The 21121-nt window shown below is 74.3% G+C and carries 16 protein-coding genes; 12 read left to right on the top strand and 4 right to left on the bottom strand.

What is annotated here, in order from left to right; genetic code table 11:
* Window positions 1-40: 40 nt before the first annotated feature.
* A complete protein-coding gene (locus ACI792_RS06030; RefSeq protein WP_456601791.1) occupies window positions 41-496 on the bottom strand; it encodes a hypothetical protein in 456 nt (151 codons plus the stop codon).
* A 164-nt stretch (window positions 497-660) separates the two neighbouring features.
* Between ACI792_RS06030 and ACI792_RS06025 the strand changes: the two genes are divergently transcribed.
* Window positions 661-843 (top strand): DUF3500 domain-containing protein, encoded by a 183-nt coding sequence (locus tag ACI792_RS06025; RefSeq protein ID WP_456601790.1) that lies wholly within the window; start codon window positions 661-663, stop codon window positions 841-843.
* A 3-nt stretch (window positions 844-846) separates the two neighbouring features.
* Here ACI792_RS06025 and ACI792_RS06020 read toward each other — a convergent pair whose 3' ends face one another.
* A complete protein-coding gene (locus ACI792_RS06020) occupies window positions 847-2331 on the bottom strand; it encodes an AAA-type ATPase lid domain-containing protein (RefSeq protein ID WP_456601789.1) in 1485 nt (494 codons plus the stop codon).
* A gap of 190 nt (window positions 2332-2521) precedes the next feature.
* Between ACI792_RS06020 and ACI792_RS06015 the strand changes: the two genes are divergently transcribed.
* From ACI792_RS06015 to ACI792_RS05980, 8 genes are all read left to right on the top strand, one after another.
* Window positions 2522-3565, top strand: coding sequence for an amidohydrolase family protein (locus ACI792_RS06015; RefSeq protein ID WP_456601788.1), 1044 nt, complete (start codon window positions 2522-2524; stop codon window positions 3563-3565).
* A 13-nt stretch (window positions 3566-3578) separates the two neighbouring features.
* A complete protein-coding gene (locus ACI792_RS06010; protein ID WP_456601803.1) occupies window positions 3579-4184 on the top strand; it encodes an iron-sulfur cluster assembly protein in 606 nt (201 codons plus the stop codon).
* Window positions 4066-4482: a hypothetical protein gene (locus ACI792_RS06005; RefSeq protein ID WP_456601787.1), complete on the top strand. Its 417-nt coding sequence runs from the start codon at window positions 4066-4068 to the stop codon at window positions 4480-4482. The genes ACI792_RS06010 and ACI792_RS06005 overlap by 119 nt, the downstream gene beginning before the upstream one ends.
* Window positions 4479-5504: an NAD(P)-dependent alcohol dehydrogenase gene (locus ACI792_RS06000; protein ID WP_456601786.1), complete on the top strand. Its 1026-nt coding sequence runs from the start codon at window positions 4479-4481 to the stop codon at window positions 5502-5504. The genes ACI792_RS06005 and ACI792_RS06000 overlap by 4 nt, the downstream gene beginning before the upstream one ends.
* Window positions 5505-5698: 194 nt before the next feature.
* Window positions 5699-6736 carry a zinc-binding dehydrogenase gene (locus ACI792_RS05995; protein ID WP_456601785.1) on the top strand — a complete coding sequence of 346 codons (1038 nt, stop codon included), beginning with the start codon at window positions 5699-5701 and terminating at the stop codon, window positions 6734-6736.
* Between the two features lie 152 nt (window positions 6737-6888).
* Complete coding sequence (locus ACI792_RS05990; protein ID WP_456601802.1) at window positions 6889-7299, top strand: YciI family protein; 411 nt, start codon at window positions 6889-6891, stop codon at window positions 7297-7299.
* A 135-nt stretch (window positions 7300-7434) separates the two neighbouring features.
* Complete coding sequence (locus ACI792_RS05985; protein WP_456601801.1) at window positions 7435-8670, top strand: RNA polymerase sigma factor; 1236 nt, start codon at window positions 7435-7437, stop codon at window positions 8668-8670.
* A gap of 66 nt (window positions 8671-8736) precedes the next feature.
* Entirely contained in the window at window positions 8737-9645 is a 909-nt protein-coding gene (locus tag ACI792_RS05980) for an NAD-dependent epimerase/dehydratase family protein (RefSeq protein WP_456601784.1), read from the top strand.
* Window positions 9646-9684: 39 nt separating this feature from the next.
* Here ACI792_RS05980 and glsA read toward each other — a convergent pair whose 3' ends face one another.
* Window positions 9685-10635 (bottom strand): glutaminase A, encoded by a 951-nt coding sequence (glsA, locus tag ACI792_RS05975; protein WP_456601783.1) that lies wholly within the window; start codon window positions 10633-10635, stop codon window positions 9685-9687.
* A gap of 249 nt (window positions 10636-10884) precedes the next feature.
* On the opposite strand from glsA, the gene ACI792_RS05970 reads away from it, so the two are divergent.
* The 3 genes from ACI792_RS05970 (at window position 10885) to ACI792_RS05960 (ending at window position 19246) form a co-directional block, all read left to right on the top strand.
* Entirely contained in the window at window positions 10885-11700 is an 816-nt protein-coding gene (locus tag ACI792_RS05970) for a beta-ketoacyl-ACP reductase (RefSeq protein WP_456601782.1), read from the top strand.
* A gap of 62 nt (window positions 11701-11762) precedes the next feature.
* Window positions 11763-17291, top strand: coding sequence for an ATP-binding protein (locus tag ACI792_RS05965; protein WP_456601781.1), 5529 nt, complete (start codon window positions 11763-11765; stop codon window positions 17289-17291).
* Window positions 17288-19246, top strand: coding sequence for a 3-oxoacyl-ACP synthase III family protein (locus ACI792_RS05960; RefSeq protein ID WP_456601780.1), 1959 nt, complete (start codon window positions 17288-17290; stop codon window positions 19244-19246). Before ACI792_RS05965 ends, ACI792_RS05960 begins: the two co-directional genes overlap by 4 nt.
* Window positions 19247-19312: 66 nt before the next feature.
* Here the strand turns inward: ACI792_RS05960 and ACI792_RS05955 are convergent, their stop codons facing one another.
* Window positions 19313-21055, bottom strand: coding sequence for a PHA/PHB synthase family protein (locus ACI792_RS05955; protein ID WP_456601779.1), 1743 nt, complete (start codon window positions 21053-21055; stop codon window positions 19313-19315).
* Between the last annotated feature and the right edge of the window lie 66 nt (window positions 21056-21121).

Raw genomic sequence — 21121 nt, 5'->3', positions numbered from 1 at the left:
GGACCGCTCGACGGTTCCCGACCCGCCGGGCTCGCGGGGCTCAGGTGCGCGCCCCGGTGCCCGCCTCCTCGGTGAGCTGCGTGACCGGGACACCGCAGGCCTTGCGGAGCCGGGCCGGGAGGTCGCGGCGGAGCCACTGCGACAGGCCGCGCGGCAGCGTCGAGACGACGATCTCGTCGGCCGGGAAGTGGCCGAGCGCGGCCCGGACGGCCTGCAGCGGATCGGGGTCGCCGACCTCGCCGTCGACCTCGGCGCCCAGGGCGCGGAGCTCGTCCAGCGCCCGGTCCAGACGCTGCCGCGCCAGCGCGAAGGCGCGCTCCTGCACGGAGGGCCCCACGGCCGCGTACGCGCTCGGGCCGTCGACCTCGTCCCGCGCCGGGGTGGCCGGCGCCACGAGGTGGAAGGAGTGCGGCCCGGCGGCGATGCGCTCCTGCACGGCCCGGCCGAGGCTCTCGCTCGACAGGGTCTGGTTGGCGACGACGAGGCAGCGGCGCATGGACGGGCTCCTGTTCGGGCGGTGCCGACGACGGCCAGTGTGTGCCACGCCACGGCGTCCGACCACGCCGACCACCGCCGGCCGCCGATCCGACGCCCCCGGTCCGCGTGCCGTCCTTCGTCGGCATGCCTGCCGTTCACCCAGCGGCCAGGCCCGTCCACCAGGTGGCCGGATCCGCCGGGGAGCCGGGCGCGCCGCACTGCTCCCGGGTGCAGGGTCGGAGGCTGCTGATCGAGTGGGACAACGCCCAGCGCGGGGCCACCCACGCCCACTCGGTGTGGCGCGACCCCGCCGCAGATCTCGGGCTGGACGTGCTGGCCCGCCACCGGGTCTCCGACCACGGCTGACGTTCAGCCGGGCGCCTCGGGCAGGGCCAGCCCGTAGTGCGCGATCTTGCGGTACAGGGTGGCCCGGCCGATGCCGAGGGTCTGCGCGGCCCTGGTCACCGTGGTGCCCGGCTCGGTGAGGCAGCGGACGATCTCGTCGCGCTCCAGCCGCTCCAGCCGGCTCAGCACGCGGGAACCCCCGTCGAGCACCTCCGGGGCGAGGTGGTGGACGTCGACGACGTCGGCGCGGGCCACGGCCTCGCGCACCACCTGGCGCAGCTGGCGGGTGTTGCCCGGCCACGGGCAGCCGGTCAGCGCGCGGGCCGCGCGGGCGGTGAACTCGACGGGGCGGTGCCGCTCGGCCCGTGCCACGGCGTGCGCCACCGCCATGACGTCATCGGTGCGCAGGCGCAGCGGCGGCACCTCGACGACGGCGTCGACCAGCAGCGCCAGCGGCGGGGGGAGCGCGGCGTACTCCCGGCTGGTCAGGACGAAGGGCTGCGGGCGGCCGTCGGTCCGCCGCGCGGCGGCCAGGACCGCGGCGAGCTCCCCGGCCGCCCACGCCGGCAGCCGGTCGGCGGCCGACACGACGACGTGCACCTCGGGGTCCCGCAGCTCGGGCGTCCACAGGTCCAGCCAGGCCGCAGCGCCGTCGTCGCCGGGCGCACGGGCGTGCAGGACCCGGCGGCCGCGGCCCCGGTGCCGGCGCGCGGTGACCGCGAGCATCGACTTGCCGACCCCCGGCTCGCCGACGACGGCGAGCACCCGGCCCGCCGCATCGGCCGCCCTCGCGGACGCGAGGGCCGCATGCCACGCGGCCGAGACGCACGGGTCCCCGTCGCCGGCGGCTCCGGCGACCACCCGGAAGACCTCGCCCCGGGGTGCCGATCCCACCGGCCGGCCGGTGGCCCGCTGCAGCATCAGCCCGCTCGTGGCGCCGGCCGCCGCCTGCGCCAGGGCCAGCAGCAGCTCGGAGGACGAGTCCGACCAGGTGGTGAGGTTCATCGACCCCGCCAGCTCGCCGGACACCGGGTCCAGGACGGGGACGGCCGCGCAGGTGTACCCGCGCAGCTCGGCGCAGTAGTGGTCCGCGGCCCGGACAAGCGTGGGGGCGCGGTCGGCGAGGGAGAGGCCGAGCCCGTTCGTGCCGGCCTGCCGCTCGGAGTAGTAGAAGCCCGGCGCCAGGTGCACCGCGTCCAGGGAGCGCCGCATCCCCGCGTCGCTGCACAGCCGGGTCAGCACCAGCCCCTCGCGGTCGGCGACCATCAGGCTGACCGGCTCGTTGGCGATCGTGGCCTGCAGCCCCGCGAGCACCTGCGATCCGCACTCGTACAGCAGCGACCCGGTGTCGACCGAGCCGGTGAAGCGCGGCAGGACCTCGTCGGGGGGTACCCCGTACTCCTGGCTGCGCCGCCACGAGGCCCGAAGCCGGGGCGCCGCGAGCCGCCCGTCGGCTCGCGGGCCGGGGCCGAGCGGTGCGGGTGGCGACCCGGGCCGTTCCGTCTCCACGCCGGAGCACCTCCTCCGGGGGTGCGTGCGCCTCCGCACCCGTCTCGTTCCTGGTTGGCCCGGCACGGTACGCCTCAACGACGTCTCAAAGTGAGACAGACCACATCTTCCGGGCGGGGCGCGACCTTCCTAGCGTCGTGTCCGAGCGGCGTGACCGCCGCCACATCGGGAGACGCTGGGAGGCCGGCAGATGTACCGCAGGGACGGCGAGGACTACTTCATCGTGGACGCCCACATCGCGCTGTGGGACGCACGCCCGGAGAACCAGCGGAACGTGCACGGCAAGCAGTTCATCGACTGCTTCTACGACTACCACCGCAACCTCAGCCCCGAGTCCGAGGTCTGGTCCTACGAGGAGTACCTCTACCAGGGCGGGGAGCGGCTGATGCGCGACGTCTTCGGCGACGGGATGGTCGACCACGCGATCTTCCAGCCGGCCCGGCTCGCCGAGTTCTACCACCGGGGCTTCGGCCAGACCGAGGAGGCGTTCGCCCTCGCCCAGGCCCACCCCGACAAGCTGACCTACAACCACTACTGGGATCCGCGCGACGGCGAGAACGGCCTGGACGCCCTGCGGGCCGCGGCGGAGCGGATGAACCTCAAGGGCGTGAAGCTCTACACCGCGGACTGGCACGGCGAGTCCCGCGGCTGGAAGCTCACCGACCCGATGGCCTACCGGTACCTCGAGGTGTGCCGCGAGGTCGGCATCCGGAACATCCACGTCCACAAGGGCCCGACGATCCGGCCGCTGGACCGCGATGCCTTCGACGTCGCCGACGTCGACCACGTGGCCACCGACTTCACCGACCTGACCTTCGTCGTCGAGCACTGCGGCCTCCCGCGGCTCGAGGACTTCTGCTGGATCGCCACCCAGGAGCCCAACGTCGTCGCCGGCCTGGCCGTGGCCATCCCGTTCATCCACACCCGGCCGCGCTACTTCGCCCAGATCATGGGCGAGCTCCTGTACTGGATCGGGGAGGACCGCATCCTCTTCTCCAGCGACTACGCGCTGTGGACCCCGCAGTGGCTGGTGCAGAAGTTCGTCGACTTCCAGATCCCCGAGGACCTGACCGAGTACGCGCCGCTCACCACCGTGCAGAAGAAGAAGGTCCTCGGCCTCAACGCGGCCAAGCTCTACGACCTGCCGGTGCCGCCGGAGCTGCAGCTGCCCGACGCCGACCAGACCCTGACCGGCCCCCGGGACCCGGCCGCCGCCGACCTCGCGACCGTCTGAGGCCGAGGCCCCCGTGACCGCCCTCCTCCCCGACCTGCGAGCCGCGGTGCGCGCGGCCCTGGCCACCGTCGCCGATCCGGAGCTGGACGAGCCGATCACCGACCTCGGTTTCGTCCGCTCCGTGTCGGTGACGGGCGCCCGTGCCGAGGTGCACCTGCGGCTGCCGACGTCGTTCTGCGCGCCCAACTTCGCGTGGCTCATGGCGTCCGATGCCCGGGCCGCGGTAGCCGCCGTCCCCGGGGTTGAGTCCGGGGGGGGGGCGGGGGGGGGCCCCCCCCCCCGCCCCCACCCACCCCACCCCCCCGACCCCCCCCCCGGCCACCCCCCCCCCCCCCCCCCCCCCCCCCCCCCCCCCCCCCCCCCCCGCCCCCCCCCCCCCCCCCCCCCCCCCCCCCCCCCCCCCCCCCCCCCCCCCCCCCCACGACTCCGACCTGATCAACCGCGGCCTGGCCGCCGGATCGGGCTACCGCGGCACCTTCGGGCACGAGGCCGAGGACTCGTTGGACGAGCTCCGCGCGACCTTCGTCCGCAAGGCCCACACCGCCGCGATGGAGCGGGCGGTCACCGCCCTGCTGCGCACCGATCCCGGCGTGGACGTCGCGGCGGTCGTGCTCGGTGACCTGCCGGCGGGGGAGCGCACCACCGAGGCGTTGCTGCACCGCCGGGCCGCGCTCGGCCTGCCGCTGGACGACGACGCACCCGTGCTCGTCGACGCCGACGGCACCCGCCCCGCCAGGGAGGAGGCCGCGCTGTTCCTGCGCAGGGCCCGCTCCGTGCGGATCTCGATCGACGGCAACGCGCACTTCTGCCGCGGCCTGCTCACCACCCGCTACCCCGGGTCGGAAGCCGACCAGGCGCCCCGCCCCGAGGACCGACCGCTCCTCCCGCTCACCGTCTCGAAGGGAACCCGCCCGTGAAGGCCGTCCGCGTGCACTCGTACCACGCCGACCCGAGCATCGACGACATCCCCGAGCCGCAGCTGCGGGGGCCCCTCGACGTCATCGTGAAGATCGGTGGCGCCGGCGTCTGCCGCACCGACCTGCACATCCTCGAGGGCCAGTGGGCGGAGCTGCAGAACCCCGACCTGCCCTACGTGATCGGGCACGAGAACGCCGGGTGGGTGCACGCGGTCGGCGAGGGCGTCACCAACGTCGCCGTCGGCGACACCGTGATCCTGCACCCGCAGCCGAGCTGCGGGCTGTGCGCGGCCTGCCGCGCCGGCCGGGACATGCAGTGCGAGAACGCCTTCTTCCCGGGGCTGTCGAACGACGACGGCGGCATGGCCGAGTACCTGCGCACGACCGCCCGCGCCTGCGTGAAGCTCGACCCGTCGACCAACCCGGCCGACGTCGCCGCGCTCGCCGACGCCGGCATCACCGCCTACCACGCCGTGCGCAAGGCCCTGCCACTGCTGCACCCGGGCACGACCGCCGTCGTGCAGGGCGCCGGCGGGCTCGGCCACATCGGCGTCCAGTGCCTGGCCGCGCTGTCGGGCACGCGGATCGTCGTCGTCGACCGCAACCCCGACGCCCTGGAGCTCGCCCGGCAGATCGGCGCGGACGAGACCGTGCTCGCCGACGGCGACCAGGTGCAGGCGGTGCAGGAGCTGACCGGCGGGGGTGCCGACGTAGTCTTCGACTTCGTCGCCGAGCAGGGGGCGGAGATGGACGGCTGGCGCATGACCGGCCCGGCCGGCTCCCTCTACGTCATCGGGTACGGCGGCGAGCTGCGGATCCCGACGCTGGAGTTCGTCGCCGGGGAGAAGAACGTCGTCGGCAACATCGTCGGTACCTACACCGACCTGGCCGAGCTGATGGTGCTCGCGCAGGCGGGCAAGGTCACGCTGCACACCCAGCAGTACCCGCTGGACCGGGCCGTGGACGCGATCCGCGATCTCGACGCCGGGAAGGTCCGGGGCCGGGCCATCCTCGTGCCCTGACCGGGCCGGCCCCTCCACCGCCCAGACTGCGCCCCACCGGCCGAGGAGGCCCCGTGACCACCCCACCGACACCCGCCCCGACCTGCTCACCGTCATCGCGCACATGCGCACCCCCGACGACGACGGCCTGCGGATCGACCGGCTCCGCCGCATCGCCTGACGGGCGGGTGATCGGCGGCTGACAGCATGGCGGCGTGCGCGCCGTCGTCGTCGACTCCGTCAGAGCCAGGCCCGAGGTGCGGGAGGTGCCGGCGCCCACGGCGCCGGCGGGCGGGGTGGTGGTGCGCGTGATGGCCACCGGGATGTGCCGCAGCGACTGGCACGCCTGGGCCGGCCACGACGAGATCGCCTTCCCGCACGTGCCCGGGCACGAGCTCGCCGGCGTGGTCGCCGAGGTCGGCGCCGGTGTCGCTCGCTGGCAGACGGGGGACCGGGTGACCGTGCCGTTCGTCTGCGGCTGCGGTCGGTGCCGGTGGTGCCGGGCGGGGGAGGCCCAGGTCTGCCCCGACCAGCAGCAGCCCGGCTTCACGCACTGGGGGTCGTTCGCCGAGCACGTCGCCCTGCACGGTGCCGACACCAACCTGGTCGCGGTCCCGGAGCGCGTCGACTTCCCGACGGCGGCCGCGCTCGGCTGCCGGTTCGCGACGGCCTACCGCGGCCTGGTGGGCCGTGCGCGGATCGCCGCCGGTGAGTGGGTGACCGTGGTGGGAGCCGGCGGCGTGGGGCTCAGCGCGGTCATGATCGCCCGCGCGACGGGTTGCCGCGTCGTCGCGGTCGACCGCAACCCCGCGGCGCTCGCCGCCGCGGCCACGCTGGGCGCGGAGCACACCGTGCTGGCCGACGGCGCCGACGTCCCGGCCGTCGTGGGGGAGCTGACCGGCGGCGGCAGCGACGTCGCCGTCGACGCCGTGGGGAGCGAGCAGACCTGCGCCGACGGCATCCGGAGCCTCCGGCGCCGGGGCCGACACGTGCAGATCGGGCTGCTGCCGCCGGTCGGCGGGCACCCGCGGGTCCCCATGGACCGGGTGATCGGCTGGGAGCTCGACCTGCTCGGCAGCCACGGCATGGCGGCGGCCGACTACCCGGGCATGCTGGCGCTCATCGAGCGGGGCGCGCTGCGGCCCGACCTGCTGGTGGAGCGCACCATCGGGCTCGCGGAGGCGGCGGACCTGCTGCCCGTCCTCGACCGGGCGGAGGTCGCCGGGATGACGATGGTCGACCCCGCCCGCTGACCGCCCGCCGCCCGTCGGGGGTGAGCCCGCCCGCGTGAGGGCATCGGAGAATGTCACGCCGGCTGTCGATCCGGTGGTGTCGCCGTTCGACCCAGGGGTGAGAGGGTCCGACCGGGACCCGGACACCACGCAGGAGCGACGCCGTGAAGTACATGCTGATCATGCGGGCCACCGACGAGAGCTACGCCGAGATGGCGAACGTCGACTTCGACGAGGTCCTCACGACGATGGGCCGGTTCAACGACGAGATGATCCGGGCCGGCGTCCTCGTCGCGGCCGAGGGTCTCGACGACGCGGCGAAGGGCGTCGTCGTCGACTACTCCTCCCAGCCACCGGTCGTCACCGACGGCCCGTACGGGGAGACCAAGGAGCTGTTCGGGGGCTTCTGGATCCTCGACGTCGCCTCGCAGGAGGAGGCCGTCGAGTGGGCGAAGCGGGCGCCGCTGGCCGGCCCCGGCATGAAGGCCGAGATCCGCCGCGTCAGCAGCATCGACGAGTTCCCCCAGGACAACGAGTGGATCCAGAAGGAGCGGGCGTGGCGGGAGCGGACCGGCCAGCTGTGAGCCCGCCGGGGGGGGGGGGGGGGGGCGGCCCCCCCCCCCCCCCCCCCCCCCCCCCCCCCCCCCCCCCCCCCCCCCCCCCCCCCCCCCCCCCCCCGGGCCGGCAGCGGCCGCGAGGCCGTCGAGGCGGTCTGGCGCATCGAGTCGGCGCGCATCGTCGGCCGGCTGGCGCGGTACACCGGCGACTTCGCGCTGGCCGAGGACCTGGCCCAGGAGGCGCTGGCCGAGGCCCTGGTCACGTGGCCGCGGGAGGGGCCGCCGCGCGATCCCGCGGGCTGGCTGCTCACCGTGGGGCGTCGGCGGGCCATCGACGCCTTCCGACGCCGGTCCGCACGCGACGAGCGGTACGCGACCCTCGCCCGGGGCCTGACCGATGGAGGCACCACCTCCGGCGCCTGGTCACCCACCACGGACGACGACGACCTCCTGTGGGACCCCGACCAGGTGGACGACGACGTCCTCGCGCTGATGTTCGTGGCGTGCCACCCGGTGCTCTCGCGGGAGGCCCAGGTCGCGCTCACGCTGCGCGTCCTCGGCGGCCTGGGCAGCGACGAGATCGCCCGGGCCTTCCTCGTGCCGACCGCGACCGTGCAGGCCCGCATCACCCGGGCCAAGAAGACGCTCGCCGCGGCCGAGGTGCCCTTCGAGGCGCCGCCGGCCGAGGAGCGCCGCGAGCGGCTCGGCTCCGTGCTGAGCGTGCTGTACCTGGTCTTCACCGAGGGGTCGACGGCCACCTCCGGGAAGGACTGGATCCGGCCGGACCTGGCCCGCGAGGCGATCCGGCTGACCCGGGTCCTGACGCGGCTGGTGCCCGACCAGCCGGAGGTGCACGGCCTCCTCGCCCTGCTCGAGCTCACCGCGGCCCGGTTCCCGGCCCGGGTGGGCGACGACGGCGAACCGGTGCTGCTGGAGGACCAGGACCGGCGGCGCTGGGACCGGGCCGCGATCCGGCGCGGGCGGGCGGCGCTCGCCCAGGCCGGGCGGGTCGGCCGCGGGCTCGGCGCGTACGGTGTCCAGGCCGCGATCGCCGAGTGCCACGCGGTCGCGCCGTCGGTCGAGGGCACCGACTGGGAACGGGTCGTCCTGCTCTACGACGTCCTCTCCCGGCTGGCGCCCTCGCCGGTGGTCCAGCTCAACCGGGCGGTCGCAATCTCCATGGCCCGCGGACCGGCGGCCGCGCTGCCCCTGGTCGACGACCTCGTCGCGGCGGGCACCTTGTCCGGCTCCCACCTGCTGCCGAGCGTCCGCGGCGAGCTGCTCCGGCGGCTCCACCGCCATGGCGAGGCGCGCCGGGAGCTCGAGCGCGCGGTCGGCCTCTGCGGGAACGAGCGCGAACGCGGCGTGCTCCAGCGCAAGCTCGCCGCGCTGCCCTGACCCGGGTGCGGAGGCGGGCGTGCCGCGCGGTGGGCGGAGTCGTGCCGCCGCTGGCAGGGTGGCGCCATGGCATCCACCCCTCCCGTCGTCGTGGTCACCGGTGCGAACGGGTTGGTGGGCACCGCGGTCTGCCGGGCGCTCGTCGAGCGGTCGGCGCAGGTGCGTGCCGTCGTCCGCCGGGCCGGCAGCGCGCCTTCGCTGGACGGCGTCACCGAGCACGTCGGTGACTTCGCCGACGAGGAGCTCGCCCGCTCGGTGACCACGGGCGCCGACGCGGTCGTCACCACCGTCCACCCGATGGGCTCCCCCCGGGAGGTGCAGCACCGGGTGGGCGTCGAGGGGACGCAGGCCGTCGCCCGGGCCGCCCGGGACGCCGGCGTCGCCCGGCTGGTGCACCTCTCCACCGCCGGGGTGTACGACCGCTCGGCCGGCGTCGGCGACGTCGCCGAGGACGGCGCCCTCCTGCCCGAGGGCAGTGGCGCCTACCCCGACACGAAGAACGCCGCCGACGCCGCGCTGGCCGAGGTCGGCGGGCTCACGACCGTGCTGGTGCGCCCCCCGGCGGTCCTCGGCGCGGGCGAGACGTCGGTCTGGAACACGCTGCGGCCGAAGCAGGTGCGCGACGGCGAGCGCCGGGCGAACCCGGAGCAGGCCTGGGCCTGGGTGCACGTCGAGGACCTCGCGGCCCTCATCGCGGACGTCGCCACCGGTGCGATCGCGACCGCCGACGACGCGGAGCGGGGCCCCGTGGCCGGCGCCACCACGCCGGTCGTCGTCGCGGGTGAGCCCGCGACGTGGCGGGACTACCTGGGCACGGTGGCCGACGCGCTCGGCGTCGAGCCGCAGTGGACCGACGAGCCGGTGTGGACCGGCGCCCTGCGCACGGACCGCGCGCGGGCGTGGGGCTGGGCGCCGCGGGTGGGCCTCGCGCAGGCCCTGGACGAGCTGCGGCGGGGCCTGACGCCCGCGTCGTGACGGGCTCGGTCACCCCCTCCCGGCTCGTGCCGCCCCGGGTCAGAGCAGGGACAGGTCCAGTCGCTCCGAGAGCAGGTGCAGCGCTGCCCGCCCCGCCCGCGAGTTGCCCTTCTCGTCGAGCGGCGGCGACCACGCGCACACGCCGAAGCGCCCGGTCACGTCACCCATCACGGCTCCGGCGACCCCGCTCTTGCAGGGGAAGCCCAGGTCGTAGGCGAACTGCCCGGCGGCGTCGTAGGTGCCGCACGTCAGCATCAGCGCGTTGACCCGTCGCGCCAGGGGCTCGGACAGCACCGCCGCGCCGGTGCGCGGGTTGACGCCGTCGTTGGCGAGGAAGCGGGCGGCGCGGGCCAGCGTGCGCGTGGTCACCGTGATCGAGCACAGGCGGAGGTAGAGCTCCACGACCTCGTCGACCGGGTGGTGCACGTTCCCGAACGAGCTCATCAGGTGGCCCATGGCCCGGTTGAGGGAGCTGCTCTCCCGTTCGGCGTCCAGCGCGATCCCGTCCAGGGTCGCCTCCTCGCCGGTCAGGTCACCGACGAGGCCGGCCACGGCCCCGAAGGGGTCGTCCGCCGCGTCCAGCAGGACGTCGCAGACGACCAGCGCCCCGGCGTTGATGAAGGGGTTCCGCGGGACGCCCTTCTCGTGCTCCAGCTGGATGAGCGAGTTGAACGGGTCGCCGGAGGGCTCACGGCCCACCCGCTCGAACAGCTCCTCGCCGACCAGCTGGAGGGCGGCCGTGAGGGCGAACACCTTCACCACGCTCTGGACCGCGAAGCCGACGTCGGCGTCGCCGGTCACGTGCTCCGTGCCGTCCAGCTCGGCGAGCGCCAGCCCGAAGCGGGCGGCGTCGGCCGAGGGCAGCTCCTCGGGCTGCTCCTCGACCTCGCCCTCCTCGGCCAGGTGCCGCGAGCGGTCGGCGACCTCGGCGAGCACCGCCTCGAGGTCGGCGGTGCGGTCGGGGGAGGAGGGCTGGGGCGAGGGGGGCATCCACCCCCGCTACCCGTCGTCCGGGTGCGGACACTCCCGCGCCGACCGGTGCGGAGCGCTCCACCGGGGACGAGTGCCGACGTCGGGAACGGCGACGGTGGCGTCGCGGATCAGCACCGGCGCCGTTGACGCCGGCGGCCGCGCCCAGGATGCTGCGCGAGTGCCCGGCGTCGGGGCACCAGGCGGCAGATCACCGTCGTCCCACCCCCGCGGGCCACGGTGAGGCGCGCCGCGCCCAGGGAGGACGCCATGACAGCCACGCAGGAACGTTCGACGAGGTCCGGGGACAAGCTGCTCGGCAGGGTGGCCTTCGTGACGGGTGGCACCCGCGGGATCGGCGCCGCCATCTGCCGCAGCCTGGCCAAGCAGGGCGCCGACGTCGCAGCGGGGTACAGCGGCAACCGGGAACGGGCGGAGATGTTCGCCCAGGACTTCGCCGGCGCCTACCCGGAGCGGAACGTGAGCGTGCACCGGGGGGACATCGCCAACCCTGACGACTGCCGCCGGACCATCGCCGAGGTCATCGAGCGGCACGGCCGGCTGGACATCCTGGTCAACAACGCCGGCATCACCGCCGACCGGACCGTGCTGAAGATGACCGACGACGACTGGCGCCGGGTCATCGACGTCAACCTGTCGGGAGCCTTCTACCTCTCCCAGGCGGCGCTCCGGCACATGCACGAACGGGGCAGCGGGCGGATCGTGATGATCTCCTCGGTGATCGGGGAGACGGGCGGCATCGGGCAGTCGAACTACGCCTCGGCCAAGTCGGGGCTGCTGGGCCTGACCAAGACGCTGGCGCTGGAGGCGGCGATGCAGGTGAAGCGCTCGGGCAAGACCGACGGGCCGGGCATCACCGTCAACGCCGTGACGCCGGGGTACACCGCCACCGAGATGCTCGATGCCGTGCCCGAGAAGGTGCTCGACGGCCTCAAGGCGAAGATCCCGCTCGGCCGGCTCGGGGAGCCGGAGGAGGTCGCCCGCGTCGTCCACTTCCTCGCCGCGGACGCCTCCGGGTACATCACCGGACAGGTGTGGGGGGTCAACGGCGGCCTCGACATGTGACGGAGACGGGCAGCGGAACGCCGGCCGTCGGACATCGACCGATGACGAGGAGGGGAGCACCGGTGTTCAGCCGTATCGCCGTCGTCAACCGGGGTGAGCCGGCCGTCCGGCTCATCCGCGCCGTGCGTGAGCTCGATGCGGAGCACGGGACCGCGACCCGGGTCATCGCCCTGCACACCGAGGCCGAGCGCCGGGCCACCTTCGTGCGCACCGCCGACGAGGCCGTCCTGCTCCGCGAGACCGGGGCGGGGAGCCCCTACCTCGACCACGCCGAGCTGGCCCGCGCACTGCGCACGAGCCGCGCCGATGCCGCCTGGGTCGGCTGGGGCTTCGTCGCTGAAGACCCGGCGTTCGCGGAGCTGTGCGCCGACCTCGGCGTGGTGTTCGTCGGCCCTCCGCCTCAGGCGATGCGGTTGCTCGGGGCCAAGATCGAGGCGAAGGTGCTCGCCGAGCAGACCGGTGTGCCGGTGGCGTCGTGGAGCGGCGGCCCCGTGCACGGCATGGAGGACGGGCGCCGGCACGCGGCCGCGATCGGCTACCCGCTCATCGTCAAGTCCCGGAGCGGTGGCGGCGGGCGGGGCATCCGGATCGTCCGGTCCGAGGCCGAGCTCGGCGAGGCGCTCACCCGCACGCAGACCGAGGCCGAACGCACCTTCGGCGACCCCGCCGTCTTCATGGAACGCCTGGTCGAGGGCGGCCGGCACGTCGAGGTGCAGATCATCGCCGACCAGCACGGGACGGTCTGGGCCCCGGGCGTCCGGGACTGCTCGGTGCAGCGGCGCAACCAGAAGGTGCTGGAGGAGTCGAGCTCGCCGGCCCTCACGCCCGAGCAGGACCGCTCGCTGCGTGACTCGGCGATCGCCCTCGTGCGGGCCGCCGGCTACGTCGGGGCCGGCACCGTCGAGTTCCTGTACCAGCCCGAGGAGCAGCTGTTCACCTTCCTGGAGGTGAACACCCGGCTGCAGGTCGAGCACCCCGTGACCGAGGAGACCACCGGCCTCGATCTCGTGAAGCTGCAGCTGCACGTCGCCGGGGGCGGCCGGCTGGCCGGCGAACCGCCGGCGGAGTGGGGCCATGCCGTCGAGGCGCGGCTCAACGCCGAGGACGCCGAGCAGGGATTCGCCCCCGCCCCCGGCCGGGTGGAGCTGATGCGCCTGCCCACGGGCCCGGGCGTGCGGGTGGACACCGGCATCGGGGTCGGCGACGTCATCCCGCCGGAGTACGACTCGATGATCGCCAAGGTCATCGCATGGGGACGGGACCGCCCCGAGGCCCTGGCCCGCCTGCGCGTCGCGCTACGGGGGACCACCGTGGTCCTGCGGGGCGGGACGACGACCAAGTCCTTCCTGCTCGATCTGCTCGACCGACCGGAGGTCGTGGCCGGGACGGCGGACACCGGCTGGCTGGACCGCACCGGGATGGCGGGCGCGTCCGATGCCACGCCGTCGGCCCACGTGGCCCTGGCGCAGGTCGCGATCGACGCCTCCGACGCCGAGGAGCAGCGCGAGCGGGCCGCCTTCCTCGCCGCAGCGCGCGGTGGGCGCCCGCGGTCGCGGCACGAGGTGGAGCGGACCCTGGAGCTCGGGTACCGCGGCCAGGTCTACCGCCTCACCGTCGCGAAGGTCAGCCAGGACCGGTACCGCGTGGAGCTCGACGGCCGGTACGTCGACGTGGACCTGGACCGGCTCGGCGCGCTCGAGAGCCGGGTGACCGTCGGCGATCGGCGGTTCTCGGTCGTGGCCGTCGAGGCGCCCGGCTCCCACCTGGTCGAGGTCGACGGCGTCTCGCACCGCGTCACGCGGGACGCCGGTGGAGTGGTGCGCGCCCCCGCCCCCTCGGTGGTCGTCGCGCTGCGCGTGCAGCCGGGGCAGGAGGTCGAGGCGGGGCAGACGGTCGCCGTCCTCGAGAGCATGAAGATGGAGACGGCGGTGCAGGCCCCCTTCGCCGGCCGGGTGCGCGAGCTGCTCGCCGCAGCCAACTCCCAGGTGGATGCGGGCGCACCGCTGCTCACCCTCGAGCGGGTGGACGCCGACGCCGAGCAGGCGACGGGGGAGCGGGTGGTGTTCCCCGGGAACGGGGCACCGGCACCCACCCCCCGCGACAGGGCCCTCTCGCTGCTCGCGGCCCTGCAGGCGCTGATCACCGGCTACGACGTCAGCGCCCGGTACGCCCCGCAGCTGGTCGCCGAGTACGGCAGCGCCCGCGACGAGCTCCCCGTGGACGACGCCGAACTGCTGGACGGCGAGCTCGCCGTCCTCACCACCTTCGCCGACCTCTCGGAGCTCTCCCGGAACCGGCCGGCCAGCGAGGAGGAGGAGACCGACACGCAGGTGCACAGCCCGCGGGAGCACTTCCACGCCTACCTGCACTCGCTCGACGTCGAGCGCGAGGCTCTCCCGGAGAGCTTCCGGGGCCGGCTCTCCCGGGCCCTCCTGCACTACGGGGTCGCAGACCTCGAGCCGGGTCCCCGGCTCGAGGAGGCGGTCGAACGGATCTTCCTGGCCCAGCAGCGGGTGGCCGACCAGCTGCCCGCCGTCCTGGCGCTGCTGGACCGCTGGCTGACGGCCGGGGAACCGCCGAGCGGCCCGGCGCGGGCCCGGGTGGGGGAGGTGCTCGACCGGCTCGTGGTCGCGACGCAGCTGCGCTACCCCTCGGTGGGCGACCTGGCCCGCGCCGTTCGCTACCGGTACTTCGAGGAGCCCGTGGTCCTGCAGGCACGGCAGCAGGTCCTCGACGAGGCCCGACGGCTGCTGGACGAACTCGACGCCGGAGTGCGGGACGGGGAGCACGCGGACCTGGCCCGCATCGAGGCTCTCGTCGCGAGCCCCGAGCCGTTGGTCCGGCTGCTGGCGCAGCGTTTCGAGCGGGACACGGCCGAGCCCGATCCCGTCCTGGAGGTCCTGACCCGCCGCTACTACCGCAGCCGCGACCTGCAGGACGTCCGGTCCTTCCTGCTCGACGGCCACTCCGCCGTCTCCGCCGGGTACGAGCTCGGCGGGACCCAGCTCCGGCTCGTCGCCGTGATGGTGCGGGCGGCAGGTCTCCCGTCGGCCCTCGCGTCCGTGGCGGCGTGGATCGCGGACGTCCCGGACCCGTCGCACGTCCTGGTGGATCTCTACCTCACCTGGCCCGGCCGGCCGGCCGACGCCGACGCGATGGTGGCGGAGCTGCGGGAGGCGATCGCCGGTACCGCCGTGTTTCGGACCGTCCGCCGCGTGACCGTCACGGTCTCCACGCCCGACGGCGACGTGGAGACCGTGACCTTCCGGCCGTCGCCGGACGGCGCGGACGCCGGGGAACTGGTGGAGGACCGCATCATCCGGGGTCTGCACCCGCTGACCGCACAGCGGCTCGCCCTGTGGCGGCTGAAGAACTTCGACGGCGAGCGGGTGCCCTCCGCCGAGGACACCTACGTCTTCCACGTCACGGCGAAGGAGAACCCCAACGACGAGCGGTTCATCGCCATGGCCGCGGTCCGCGACCTGACCCCCGTCCGGGACGACGCCGGCGAGATCGCCGGGTTCCCGACGGTGGAACGGCAGCTGACCGCCTGCCTCGACAGCCTGCGCAGGGCGCAGTCCCGCCGACGGTCACGCCGGCCGCTGCAGCACAACCGGGTGTTCCTCTACGCCTGGCCGTCGATCGAGGTGCCGTTGGCGGAGGTGGCGGCCTTCGCCCGGACGGCCGCGCCGCTGACGGTGGGGGCCGGCATCGAGCAGGTCGTGCTGCTGGCCCGCCTGCAGGCGGAGGGGGCGGCCCCCCGCGAGGTGGCGCTGCGGTTCTCTTACCGCCCCGGCACCGGCGTCCAGATGCAGCTGACGGACCGGCCGACCGAACCCATGCGCCCGCTGGACGACTACACCGAGAAGGTGCTCAGCTCCCGTGCGCGGGGGGCCGTCTACCCGTACGAGCTGAGCACACAGCTGGCCGGGCCCGGCGGCTCGTTCGTCGAGCACGACCTGGACGGCGACGGCCGGCTCGTCCCCGTGGAGCGGCAAGCCGGGCAGAACCGGGCAGGCATCGTCGTCGGCGTGGTCAGCACGCCCACGGAGCGCTATCCCGAGGGCGTGACCCGGGTGGCCCTCTTCGGCGACCCGACGAAGCAGCTGGGCACCGTCGCGGAGCCCGAGTGCGCCCGCGTGAACGCCGCGCTCGACCTGGCGGAGGAGCGGGGCATCCCCGTCGAGTGGTTCGCACTGTCCTCGGGCGCCCGCATCTCGATGGACAGCGGCACGGAGAACATGGACTGGGTCGCCCGGGCCCTGCGCCGGATCATCGAGTTCACCCAGCGCGGCGGCGAGATCAACGTCGTCGTCGCGGGGATCAACGTCGGGGCCCAGCCGTACTGGAACGCCGAGGCCACGATGCTCATGCACACCAAGGGCATCCTGGTCATGACCCCCGACAGCGCGATGGTGCTCACCGGCAAGCACTCGCTGGACTACTCCGGAGGCGTGTCGGCCGAGGACAACTTCGGCATCGGCGGCTACGACCGGGTCATGGGGCCCAACGGTCAGGCCCAGTACTGGGCGCCGAACCTGACCGCCGCCGCGGAGCTCCTGATGCGGCACTACGACCACGCCTACGTCGCGCCCGGTGAGCGCTGGCCGCGGCCCGCCGGCACCGACGACCCCGCCGACCGGGACGTGCGCTCCTTCCCGCACCGGCACCCGGCCAGCGAGTTCACCACCGTGGGCGACATCTTCTCCCCGGCCACCAACCCGGAGCGCAAGAAGCCGTTCGACATCCGGACGGTCATGCGTGCGGTCACCGACCAGGACCACCCCGTGCTCGAGCGGTGGGCCGGCATGGCCGACGCCGACACCGTCGTCGTGTACGACGCGCACCTCGGCGGACAGCCGGTCTCGGTCCTGGGCGTCGAGTCACGGCCGATGCCCCGACGCGGCAGCTTCCCCGCGGACGGCCCGGACCAGTGGACCTCGGGGACCCTGTTCCCGCACTCGTCGAGGAAGACCGCCCGCGCCATCAACGCGGCCAGCGGCAACCGGCCGCTCGTCGTGCTGGCCAACCTCTCCGGCTTCGACGGCTCACCGGAGTCGCTGCGCAAGCTGCAGCTCGAGTACGGCGCCGAGATCGGCCGCGCCATCACGAACTTCGACGGCCCGATCGTCTTCTGCGTCGTCTCGCGCTACCACGGCGGGGCCTTCGTCGTCTTCTCCGGCGTCCTCAACGACAACATGGAGGTGCTGGCGGTCGAGGGCTCGTACGCGTCGGTGATCGGCGGTGCCCCCGCGGCCGCCGTGGTGTTCACCCGCGAGGTCGACAAGCGGACGTCGGCCGATCCGCGCGTCCAGGAGCTGGAAGCCGCGGTGAACGCCGCCGACGGCGTGGAGCAGGCGCACCTGCGGGTCGAGCTCGCCACCCTGCGGGCCGCCGTCCGCTCGGAGAAGCTGGGCGAGGTGGCCGCGGGGTTCGAGGCGGTCCACGACATCGAACGAGCGCGCCGCGTCGGCTCGGTGCACGACATCATCCCGGCCGCCGAGCTCCGGCCGCGTCTCATCGCCGCCGTCGAGCGGGGCATGGAGCGCGCCACCGGACGTCGATCCCAGGAGAGAGGCCCCGTCCCATGAATGCCTTCGTCATGAACCGGCACGGCCGCATGGTGTTCCCCTCGAACATCATGCCCGAGCTGGACTTCTCCACCATGGAGACGCTGGAGCAGCTCGACAGCGTCGTCCGCCGGGACTTCGAGACCAAGGCGCCGAGCGGCACCGAGATCCTCGAGCGGGTCCGGACCGGCGCCTACGGCACCCGCTACGACCTGATGCGGGACCTCGCGCTGAACCTCTTCTGGGCCAACCGCTTCTCCATCACGATGTACGACAAGCGGCCCACCCGCTGGGCCGACGTCCCGCGCAACCGCCCGGACGTGTTCCTCCCGGTCCTCGAGCCGTGGGAGGAGGGCGAGGCCAAGGTCGCCGGCGTCCAGCAGGCCTTCCCACAGCTGCCGGCGAAGTGGAGCGAGGGCTGCGAGGACCGCATCTTCGACATCCTGTTCGACGTCTTCGCCAACCGCCGGCACCACGCGTCGACGCTGCCGGCGCTCAAGCCGACCGTCGCGGAGTTCCTGCAGCAGCCGGGGAACCTGACCTTCCGGCTGCCGAGCTACGACCCGGACTACCCGGTCTACGACTACGCGGACATCCTCGACGTCTCCGAGGACGTCCCCGAGCTCGAGGCGCTGCACCGCTGGGCCATGGTCCTGCACAACCAGTACCCCTGGGAGCGGTCGCAGGTGGAGCTCGCCGAGGCCGGTGACCTCCGGGACGACGACTACGTGGTCGCCTTCCACCCGCGGGACAAGGAGGTGCGGGCCTTCCTGCGCCGGCTGCGCGCCGGCGCGGAGCCGCGGCGGGTCGCCGCGCCGCGGGAGTCCCGCCCACCGGTGCGTCCGTACCCGGAGCTCGACGTGCGGCAGCGCTTCGCGGTGCGGCCGCGGATCGAGGCGCTGGCGGCGGTGCACGGCGACCAGGTGTGCGGCAACGACGACCTGATCCGCAACACGGCCTACAACTGGTCCCCGATGAGCGCCGACGAGATCGCCGCCAAGACCGGCATCGAGCAGCGCGAGTACAGCTCGCTGCCACTGGAGGAGCTCGCCCTGCAGGCCGCCGAGGCGGCGCTGGACAAGGCGGGGCGGCAGCCGGAGGAGATCGGCGGCGTGCTGGTCTGCACCTGCACCAGCTCGCGGCTCATCCCGTCGCTGGCCACCTACCTCTGCGGGCAGCTGGGGATGCACCAGGTCTACGCCGCCTACGACATCATCGCCGCTTGCGCGGGCATGCCCTACGGCGTCGCGGACGCCGTCCGGCTGCTCCAGGAGGTCGAGCGGCCGGTCCTGGTCGTGTGCGTCGAGAAGTTCTCCGACAAGATCGGCAACGTCCGCACCTCGCGGATGATCTTCGGGGACGGCGCGGCGGCGCTGGTCGTCGGACCGGCCGCGGACGGGGGCGACGGCGACATCGACGTCATGAAGACCTACGCCAGCGGCCCGGCCAGCGAGGTGAACTCGATCCTCTGGCCCAACCCCGAGTTCGACAACAACATCACGGTGTTCGGCCCGCAGGTGAAGGCGCTGGCCGGGCGCTACCTGGGTCAGATGATCGACGAGCTCGGGAAGCTGCCCGCGCCGGAGGGCCGGGACGGGTCGCTGCTGGACGCGATCGACCTGATCGTGCCGCACCAGGCGAACAAGACGATGGTGATCCAGCTGGCCGAGCGCGCCGGGCTCACCGCCGACCAGCTCTACTTCAACATCGAGACGGTGGGCAACACGTCGTCGGCGAGCATCCCGCTGGCCATCCACGACGCGGTGCGCGACGGCGTGATCACCGAGCCCATGCGGGTCTTCGCACCGGGGTTCGGCGCGGGCGCCGTGGCCGGCTACGCGGTGATGCGCGTCGACCCGGCGGTGGTCGCGGTGCAGCGCCCGGGGGAGCGGGGGACCGAAGAGGTCCAGGCGGACATGCCCGCGCAGCCCGAGCGCGCCCCGGCGTCGGAGGAGATGCAGACGGCCTTCGGCTGACGAAGGGCCCCCTCCCAGGGCCCCACCCCTCGTTCCTCGGGGTGGGGCCCTGGGAGGGGGCCGGGCTCAGCCCGGGCGGCGCTCCACGACGTAGGTGCCCGGCGCCGGCTCCCGTGCCGGATGGCGCGTGCTGCCGACTGCGGTGGGTGCGGGGATCTCATCGCCGGAGCGTTCGAGCATCCACTCGGCCCAGGGTTCCCACCAGCTCCCGGTGTGCTTCGTCGCGGCTGCCCGCCAGGCGTGCGGGTCCGGACCGGGCTCGCCGCCCGTCCAGTAGCTGGCCCGGGGGTTCCCCGGTGGGTTGACCAGGCTCTGGATGTGGCCGCTCGAGCTGAGCACGAAGGTGGTGGGCCCGGAGAGCAGCTGCGTCGTCCGGTAGCAGCCGTGCCACGGCGTCAGGTGATCGGTGAGCGCGCCGGTGACGAAGGTGGGCACGGTGATCCGGCTCAGGTGTACGGGCGTCCCCAGAACGCGCATCGCGCCCGGGTGGACGAGGGTGTTCTTCCCGAAGATCTCCAGGAACTGCTCGTGCAGGCGCGCCGGCAGGTTGGTGCCGTCGGCGTTCCAGGCGAGGATGTCGAACGCGGGCGGGTCCTCACCCATGAGCCATTCGCTGACCAGGTAGTTGAAGATCAGGTCGTCGGGCCGCATCCAGGTGAACACCGAGCCCATCTGCCGCGCGGTGATGACCCCGCCACGACGGGAGTTGCGCCGCGCCAGGTCGAGCAGGCGCGGCGCGGAGAACGCACCCAGCGGTGCCCGGCTCGAGAAGTCGAGCAGGGTCACCGCGTAGCCGGCGGCGTGCACCCGGTCGTCGCCGGTGGCGGCGAGGTGGTTCAGCGCCGTCGTCATCACCTGCCCGCCGGCGCAGAACCCGATGGTGGTGGCGTCGGGGGAGCCGGTGATCTCCCGCGCGACGTCGACAGCGGTCAGGACACCGCCGGAGTAGGTGTCCAGGTCCCAGTGGGCCTCCTCCTTCGTCGGGTTCCGCCAGCTGACCATGAACACCTGGAATCCCTGGCTCACCGCGTACTCGACGAAGCTGCGTCCCGGACTCAGGTCCAGGAAGTAGAAGCGTCCGATGGGTGGCGGCACGATCACCAGCGGCCGTTGCCGCACGCGTGCCGTCGACGGTGCGTACTGGATGACCTCGATGACCTCGTCGCGGTGGACCACGGCACCCGGGGTCACCCCGAGGTCCTTTCCGACCGTGAAGGCGCTGCGGTCGACCTGCCTCGGCATCCCCCCGTTGTGCCGGAGATCGTGGAGCATGTTGCCGGCGCCCCGGATCAGGCTCCATCCGCCGGTGTCGAAGGCGCGCTTCAGCGCCGCCGGATTGCCGAGCAGCGTGTTCGTCGGGGCCAGAGCGCTGATGCACGCGTTGAGCACGAAGCGGGCCTGCTCCACCTCGCGCCAGTCCGGGCCCCCGGTCTCGTAGTCGTCGACGAGGCGGTGCAGCGACTCGGACAGCGCCACGTAGGACTGCGCGAGCCGCCGGTAGCCCGGGTGCTGCGACCAGGCAGGGTCGGCGAACCGCTTGTCCTTCGGCGAGGGGGCGATCACGTCGGTGCCGCGGAGGATGCGGACGGTGGCGCCTCCGAGCCGGGCCGCCTCCCGTGCCAGGGGTCTCGGCCGCGCGAACGCGGCGACGAGTCCGCGGACGACGCCTCGCGGTGTGGGCAGGGCGACCGGCTCACCGCCCTCCACCGAGGCGAGGGCCTCGGACTCGCTCCTCGGAGCCGGGTCCTCGGGAGCCCGGCTCCCGCGATCCGGCGAGGTCGGGTTCGGCGCTGCGGTGGTGGTCGACACGACGCCCCCTGGTGATCCAGATCACTGCGAGGAGGTGACCGTAGCCGCCGGCTGCCGTCCGAGGGG

Source organism: Blastococcus sp. SYSU DS0669 (assembly GCF_054050895.1).
This window is presented reverse-complemented; position numbering and strand designations above follow the sequence as displayed.

Coding starts and splice junctions, on each gene's coding strand:
- ACI792_RS05990 (WP_456601802.1), top strand. CDS start 6,889: ATGCTGATCATGCGGGCCACCGACGAGAGCTACGCCGAGATGGCGAAC.
- ACI792_RS06030 (WP_456601791.1), bottom strand. CDS start 496: ATGCGCCGCTGCCTCGTCGTCGCCAACCAGACCCTGTCGAGCGAGAGC.
- ACI792_RS05980 (WP_456601784.1), top strand. CDS start 8,737: ATGGCATCCACCCCTCCCGTCGTCGTGGTCACCGGTGCGAACGGGTTG.
- ACI792_RS05970 (WP_456601782.1), top strand. CDS start 10,885: ATGACAGCCACGCAGGAACGTTCGACGAGGTCCGGGGACAAGCTGCTC.
- ACI792_RS05960 (WP_456601780.1), top strand. CDS start 17,288: ATGAATGCCTTCGTCATGAACCGGCACGGCCGCATGGTGTTCCCCTCG.
- glsA (WP_456601783.1), bottom strand. CDS start 10,635: ATGCCCCCCTCGCCCCAGCCCTCCTCCCCCGACCGCACCGCCGACCTC.
- ACI792_RS06015 (WP_456601788.1), top strand. CDS start 2,522: ATGTACCGCAGGGACGGCGAGGACTACTTCATCGTGGACGCCCACATC.